The 6,360-nt window shown below is 65.5% G+C and carries 7 protein-coding genes; 5 read left to right on the top strand and 2 right to left on the bottom strand.

Annotated features, from left to right (window positions below):
* Nucleotides 1-50 precede the first annotated feature (50 nt).
* Entirely contained in the window at nt 51-977 is a 927-nt protein-coding gene (locus ACFWE2_RS12915; protein WP_377224626.1) for an inositol monophosphatase family protein, read from the bottom strand.
* A 19-nt stretch (nt 978-996) separates the two neighbouring features.
* Nucleotides 997-2,172, bottom strand: coding sequence for a hypothetical protein (locus tag ACFWE2_RS12910; protein ID WP_377224625.1), 1,176 nt, complete (start codon nt 2,170-2,172; stop codon nt 997-999).
* A gap of 233 nt (nt 2,173-2,405) precedes the next feature.
* On the opposite strand from ACFWE2_RS12910, the gene ACFWE2_RS12905 reads away from it, so the two are divergent.
* From ACFWE2_RS12905 to ACFWE2_RS12885, 5 genes are all read left to right on the top strand, one after another.
* Nucleotides 2,406-2,729 (top strand): hypothetical protein, encoded by a 324-nt coding sequence (locus ACFWE2_RS12905; protein ID WP_377224624.1) that lies wholly within the window; start codon nt 2,406-2,408, stop codon nt 2,727-2,729.
* Nucleotides 2,726-3,847, top strand: coding sequence for an HAD family hydrolase (locus tag ACFWE2_RS12900; protein WP_377224623.1), 1,122 nt, complete (start codon nt 2,726-2,728; stop codon nt 3,845-3,847). Before ACFWE2_RS12905 ends, ACFWE2_RS12900 begins: the two co-directional genes overlap by 4 nt.
* Nucleotides 3,848-3,964: 117 nt before the next feature.
* Nucleotides 3,965-4,429 carry a glycine-rich domain-containing protein gene (locus tag ACFWE2_RS12895; RefSeq protein WP_377224622.1) on the top strand — a complete coding sequence of 155 codons (465 nt, stop codon included), beginning with the start codon at nt 3,965-3,967 and terminating at the stop codon, nt 4,427-4,429.
* Nucleotides 4,430-4,449: 20 nt separating this feature from the next.
* A complete protein-coding gene (locus tag ACFWE2_RS12890; RefSeq protein ID WP_377224621.1) occupies nt 4,450-5,352 on the top strand; it encodes an aminoglycoside phosphotransferase family protein in 903 nt (300 codons plus the stop codon).
* A 553-nt stretch (nt 5,353-5,905) separates the two neighbouring features.
* Nucleotides 5,906-6,352, top strand: coding sequence for a hypothetical protein (locus ACFWE2_RS12885; RefSeq protein ID WP_377224620.1), 447 nt, complete (start codon nt 5,906-5,908; stop codon nt 6,350-6,352).
* Nucleotides 6,353-6,360 lie beyond the last annotated feature (8 nt).

Below are 6,360 nucleotides of genomic sequence, written 5' to 3'. Positions count from 1 at the left end.
GGCTGCAGCGCAGACTTCAGGTGCAGACCTGAGGTCCATGCTGCCGGTCGCTAGCTCTGGATGGTGGCCCGGATCTCCTCGGCAAGTGCCTGGTTACCCGCTGCGATGAACTTGCGTCGCGTGCTCATGGTCGTGTTGATTTCGGGCAGGGTGTTGAGCCCGTAGTCGAGTGGGATGGGGTTGCCGTCGAGGTCGATGGTGACGCCGCCTGCGGCGTGCAGGATGTAGTGCCCGGGCGAGAGGTCCCACACGGCGAAGCCCTTGGCGATCTCCATGGTGGCGTCGGTGAAGCCGGCCGCGACGTGGCACAGGCTAATGGAGCCGAAGTCGACACCGATCCGTCCCCGTGCCTTCCCGTTCTCGCCCGGTGCGCTCAATGCGTCGAGGAACCGCTCCTGCTGCGCTAAGACGCGGAAGCGTTCGGCCGGCCGCATGAGGTAGTTGGTCACTAGCGCCTGCGGCAGGTGAGCGTTCGACGGCGACTCGAGAGCGTGCCGCTCTCCGTCCGCCGTGATCACAAACGCGCGGTCCGAACCGTCGTCGTGGAACGCGAGGTAGAGCTTTACGTGGTGGAAGATGTCGCCGACGATCGCGATGACGGGTCGCCTCAGCGACCGCGAGTAGACCATCAGGTGGGTGTATCCGTGCAGTGCACGCACTGCTAGTTCGCTGGTGTCCAGCGGATCGACCAGTACGCACAGATCTGGGTCGGGATCGTTGCCGATGACCTGTGGGTCGTCTTCTTCCGAGGCGTAGATGAAAGACGGCAGGACCTCGGGCAGCAGTTCCTTGTATCGCTGGTGCATCCAGAGGTCGTAGTCGGACAGAAAGTTGTCTTCGTGACGCAGGTTCTCGTTCTCCGCCCGGTGGCCGGTAAGCGCGGCCCGAACGAGCCGGGGCCGTATGTCGCTCATCGTGGTCTTGACGAGTTCGGCGATGGTCTCGGCCAGTTCTGGTGTACGGGTTTCGCTGCTCATGCAGGGCGTCTCCAGTCCGCTATCGCAACTCAAGTGGGGGCTCGATGCCCGGCGGGCTCATGGTCGCAGCAATGAACACGGCCTCGAAGTCCGCGGCGCGCATGATCTTGGCACCTGTCAGGTCATTGAAGCTGTCGACGGCCAGCTCTCGGTCCTTGGTCATCGCACCGAACACGGCGAAATACAGCTCGGCTCCGGGATACTTCGCGCGCACCTGTCGTGCGATGTAGCCGATGACGTCAGCGTGCTTGACCTCGAAGTCGCAGATAACGATGGTCGGAGCGTCTCTGACGTCGGGGAAGAAGGACGCGTCGTCGAGCACCACGCCGTCGCTCACCTTGTTGCAGCGCAGGTACCCGATGGGGCATCGGGCGAACCGGTCCGAAGCGAGGAATGTCGCCATCACCAAGCCGGCCTCATTGATCCCGAAGCAGATGTCCGCGTCCAGGCGCTTGCCGAGGTTCTTGATCTGCTGCGACAGGCTCGCCACGCCGAGGCCGAACGTCTCCCATGTCAGGTCGAGCAATCGCCCTGGCTGAGGGTTCGGGATGCTGAATACCTCGATCTCAGGATTGCCGTACTCGACAGTCGGAACGGTCAATATGAACCGCTCACCGACTTGACTGTGCCGCTGGCCCGCTTGCCGAGCACCCTCGTGCAGGGCTCCATGCACTGGCGTGGATGTGGCGACCGTGACCGTCTGCTTGTCCACAGCGAATTGCTTGAGCGCCAGTTGGTCCTCGGCTGTCAGGCGCTCGTAGGCTTCAGCGATCAGTTCCGTGGGATTGATCTTTTCCTCGGCTACCCCTAACGGGCCCCGACCGTAAGCAGCACACAGAACGAGCAGGCTCGACATCGAAGGCGGCGAGCCTTGCCCTCGACCTCGTGCCCAGGTCTCCCAGGCATTGATGGTCGTGCCGCCGAGGCTTGTCTGATGTTCTGTGACGTCGTTGTAGCGGCTCGCGGCCTGATCCTGCGACAAGCCGGCGGCGTACCGGTACGCCTGCAAACTGGGCACGTCAGGATACCTGGCCATCAGCTCGACCGCCGCGTCCTTCACGGACCTCAGCTCGGTCCATAGTTTCTTTCCTTGCGCGGCGAGCACGCGTCCCCGCGCCTGCGGGGTCAGCCTCTGGCGTTGGTTCGCACGCGCACGTTGACCAGACGGCGTTTCCGCGACGGATGACCCTTCCACACGGGAAACCCTAGCCATCCTGCGCCCCATTGCCCATCTGAATGGGCAATCACGGGTACTGGCGCCATCGCTACAGGTCAACACGCCCACAGATCCGTTTATCTCCGGCCCGCAGGGCAGGTGTGTGGGTTGTCGGCTGGGTGCGACGGTGGTCGAACTCTCACCACCGACCCCAAGGAATCGCCGTGATGACTACGAGCCGCCCGACAGACGTCGGCCACGTCAGAGCAGGCGTGGCCACGAAGGACGCCACGGCAAGCTACAGCCAGCACCGCAACGAAGGAGATGCTGACCGGCTCGCGCACGCAATGCGCGTCGCGACCGAGGCTGTACGGACCGTGGGCTCGGACCATATCGAGATCGTGACACTGACCCGAGGTCGCATCTGCCTGCAACCCGTGAATCTCAACCATGGTGAGCAGATCGCGCGCGCCCTGGGCTGCGACTTGCCCCTGGACCACCGCATGTTCGTTCCCGGGCACACGCTCTGGACGGGTGAGCGTGACGACCTGGAGGTTCAGGTGCGGTCGGCGCTACGCCAGGTGGTGGCCCAGTGAACGCGGCGACGATGACGTGCACTCGCACGCTGGTCGCGCTGGACATCGACGGGACCTTGGTAGACAGCGAGCAGAAAGTACCGGCGGGTACTGTCCCGGCGCTGGACCTCGTACGTGCAGCAGGCCATGAAGTCGTGCTCGCTTCGGGCCGGTCGTTGACCGGACTGCTGCCGATCGCCACAAGGCTGGGCCTCACACACGGGTGGGCTGTGTGCTCCAACGGTGCCCTGACAGTCCAACTGGACCGGTCTGCACCGTCTGGTTATCACGTGATTGAGACCCATACTTTCGACCCCGAGCCCGTGATCCGCCGTGCTCTCGACGTGGCGCCATCCGTGCGCGTCGCCGTGGAGGAGGTCGGGTGGGGCTGGCGCACCAACAGTGTCTTCGAGCCTGGTGAACTCAACGGTCAGCAGAAGACCGTCCTCCTGGCTGACCTGATGGCTGAGCCCGCCGCCCGGATCGCACTCACTGCACCGGGTATCCGTCGCTACACCGACGCCCTACGCGCCACGGGGGTCACCGTGGCCCCACAGGGCCCGGACTGGCTCGACGTCACCGCGCAGGGCGTAAACAAGGCCGCCGCCCTCGACGTCATCCGCACCCACCTCGGTATCCCAGCCGATCGCACTATGGCGGTCGGGGACGGGGTCAATGATCTGGACATGCTGGCCTGGGCCGGACGCTCGGTCGCGATGGGGCAGGCGCCCGCTATCGTGCGCAGCGCCGCGGGTGAGACCACCGACAGCATCGACCAGGCCGGTGTCCTGCCCGTGCTGGCCTCACTCGTCCCGACCGTGGACCGGACGCTGTCGTCGCTGGCCGCGCAGATCGCTACCGCCGAGCGCACCGCACCCGGGCCCGTCGTGCTGCGGGTGTGGCACGGCAGCGGACCCGACCTGGCCCGGTGCGAAGCCTGGGCCCTCCAGGACGGGCGCTGGGTGATGCACGCCCCGATCCCGTCGGGCGTCGGGGTCACGATGCGGGCGATCGAGACCGCCGCCCTTGACGCAGGCATGCCCTATCCCCGCGGCGACGAGGGACGCCGCCGCGCGCAGTGGCGCAGCGTGACAGGTGACGGCCCGGCCGGGTTCGAGCTACCCCTGAGCGGCCTGTAACCGCTATTGATCTTGCGGCTGGGCAGCCCCCGAGACCCCCGTACCACTGCCCGGCCGCAGGCCCGCCCCTGGCGGGTGCACATGCAGGCACTACCCCGCACAACGAGGAGGAAGCACATGACCACCACCACCGCACACGACCTGCGCGAGGGCAGGTCGCTAGTGAACCCGGCGTTGTTCCAAAAGCTCACGGAGCGCGTCGCCACCGAGCACGACCACGACCTGGGCATGGCGGCACGAATCGTCGACCAGGCACTCGCGTTCCTGGGCACCACCGCCACCCACCAGGGCCGACCGCTGTCACCTTCGGAGATCGTGGACCCGGGGTGGCACGAGTTCATCCTGCACACCGTTGACTACGCTGCGTTCTGCGAGCAAGTCGCCGGCCGGTTCCTGCACCACGTGCCCACCGACCCCCAGGACCCGTCCACCCAGGGCGAATCCGCTCACGAAGCGATCCAGTACACCGTGGACGCCATCGCCGAGGCCGGGTTCTACGTCGACACCGACCTGTGGCCCACAGCGCACTCCGTCGCCTGCTCGCAGTGCCACCAGGGCTGCACCAGCTCGACCGCACCGTGACCGACCACTAGGAGAGCACGATGCACCGCCGCTCATGGGAAGAGCTGCCCGCCGCCCTCCGACAGGCCGTCGAGACGAAGTGCGGGCCCGTACTCCGTGCCGAGGCGCCGTCGGCTGGCCGTAACTCGACGTTCGTTGCGTTCCTGCACACGGCCGACGGGACGGTGTTCGTCAAGGGCGTTCCCGACTACGACCGGCTGGTCACCGTGCACGAGCACGAGATCCAGATCAACTCCCGACTCCGGGACGCGGTGCACGATGCGCCGCGCCTGCTGTGGACCGTGCGCACCGAAGGATGGCTGCTCGCCGGGTACGAGACCGTGCCCGGCGAGCACGCCGACTTCACGCCCGGATCGCCGGACGTCCCGGCCGTGGCCGCCGCCTTATCGCGCCTCGCGCAACAACTCAGCCCGAGCCCTGCTCCGGATGTACTGCCGCTCAGGAAGAGATACGCGCGCCTTGCCGGATGGCGGTGGCTCGCGGACAACCACGCGGACCAGCTCGACGCGTGGGAGAAGCAGCACCTGGACTTGCTGATCCACCTCGACGACGAGGTACCGAACATCCTGCCCGGGTACTCCCTGGTCCACGGCGACATCCATCAGCTCAACCTGCTCGTGCACGGCAACCAGGTTCGGCTAATCGACTGGGCGTGGTCCAGGACCGGCCCGCCCTGGGTCGACGCCGCGCTGCTGGTCCCGCGGCTGATCGGCGAGGGACATGAACCGGCCGAGGCCGAGCAATTCGTGTTCGATACCTGGGGCATGCAGCACCCCAGTGCGACAGGGGACGCCATCACAACGTTCACCGCGACCATCTACGGCCAGTGGCGCCGTCTTGCTGTCGAGTACCCGAGTCCACATCGAGAGGCGGCGGTTCGTGGCGCACGGCACTGGATTCAACACCGGTTGTCTTCGAGCTAGCTACCTTGCCGCGCGCGGACGAATCTGACCCTGGAACCATCGGAGATCGCTCGAATTGAGTTCTGACGCTCCCGAAAGTCTAGTTCCGGCTCAGACGTTGAAGCGTGTCATGCGGCCCTGACCTCGTGGTTCGCCGGTCGGATCTGCGCCTTGGGGGAACTGTGGGGGAATCAGGCCCGTGTGCTGCTCCCCCACCAGTGGGGTAGCAATTGGGACCGCGACGGGCCGGTCGTGATCTCAAGAAGCGGGACCAGATGCCCCGCTCTACGCTCCACGCTACCCGCCGGCCCGCGATTCGCCAGGAGGTAGGCAGGCCGTTGCGGTAAGCCCGACAGGCAGGTCACTTGGGTGCCGCCAACACCGGGCGCTTGGTCGACTTCATACCGCGAGATCAGCCAAGGGCTGCCAGTCTCCTCAGGTGTTTCGAGTTCCAACGGCCACTTGGTGAAGGTCTCAGGCGGCCCTTGAGCGTCCTGCTGACGAGCGTTCGGCTGCTACCGACATATCGCATCTTCGGTAGACATAGGCCACGCTGCGGGTGACGATCAGTGCCGTGGACCGCCAACTGAGGCAAGACGTCGCCCTGAGCCTTGAGCGGTCGTTGGCACGTCAGCAGTGGCGCATGGACGGCGGGAAGGTTGTCACGGTCTTCGCCCTCGGCACGGCAACCGCCGTCTCGGTGGCTTCGTGGCAGGAGCTCGGCCGCAACGACCTGAACATCGCTAGCTGCCTGGCGCTGATCTGCTCACTAGTTCTGCTTATGGCCACATACAACGCCGACCATCTAGAAGAGCCTGATGTGCATGCCATCATGGCCACTGCGCGCGATCTCGGGTGGACCGAAGAGGCAACTCGCGACGAATTATTGCGATCCCTTTACGAGTGCGTGCTCGTAAACGAAGATTACCTTCATCAGATGTACTGGTTCGCCCGTGGCCAAGTAGTCACCGCAGTGGCATCCGGGGTCCTCAGTTCGATCGCGATGTTCGGCCAGCGGTAAGGAGGAGA

The organism is Promicromonospora sp. NPDC060271 (assembly GCF_042726755.1).
Taxonomy (GTDB): domain Bacteria; phylum Actinomycetota; class Actinomycetes; order Actinomycetales; family Cellulomonadaceae; genus Promicromonospora.
Note: the sequence above shows the minus strand (reverse complement) of the source record. Positions and strands in the feature narration are given on the sequence as shown.

Coding starts and splice junctions, on each gene's coding strand:
- ACFWE2_RS12915 (WP_377224626.1), bottom strand. CDS start 977: ATGAGCAGCGAAACCCGTACACCAGAACTGGCCGAGACCATCGCCGAA.
- ACFWE2_RS12890 (WP_377224621.1), top strand. CDS start 4,450: ATGCACCGCCGCTCATGGGAAGAGCTGCCCGCCGCCCTCCGACAGGCC.
- ACFWE2_RS12895 (WP_377224622.1), top strand. CDS start 3,965: ATGACCACCACCACCGCACACGACCTGCGCGAGGGCAGGTCGCTAGTG.